Below are 392 nucleotides of genomic sequence, written 5' to 3' on the forward strand. Positions count from 1 at the left end.
GGTTGCATATTGCATCACTAAACGTCCTGTAGCTGTAGATCCTGTAAATGCTGCCTTGGCAACTTTAGGATTAGTAACTAATGCTCTTCCCAGTTCTGCTCCAAAGCCATTCACAATATTGATAACTCCTGCCGGTAGTAAATCTCCGATGAGCTCCATTAAAACCATAATAGACACGGGTGTACTTTCTGCAGGTTTTAAGACTACACAATTTCCAGCAGCTAATGCCGGGGCTAGCTTCCATACCGCCATCAATATTGGAAAATTCCACGGGATAATCTGTGCGATTACTCCTAGCGGCTCATGTACAATTAAGGATACAGTATCTTTATCCAATTCGTTATGTGAACCTTCATCCGCACGAATCACGGATGCAAAATATCTGAAATGAT

1 protein-coding gene is annotated in these 392 nt (G+C 42.1%); it reads right to left on the bottom strand.

Going from position 1 to position 392, the window contains the following annotated elements; translation table 11 throughout:
* A partial coding sequence (locus SB679_RS23215) for an aldehyde dehydrogenase family protein (RefSeq protein WP_410704648.1) occupies window positions 1–392 on the bottom strand: 392 nt, incomplete at both ends.

This window comes from Chryseobacterium sp. SIMBA_029, from assembly GCF_046535275.1.
Lineage (GTDB): Bacteria > Bacteroidota > Bacteroidia > Flavobacteriales > Weeksellaceae > Chryseobacterium.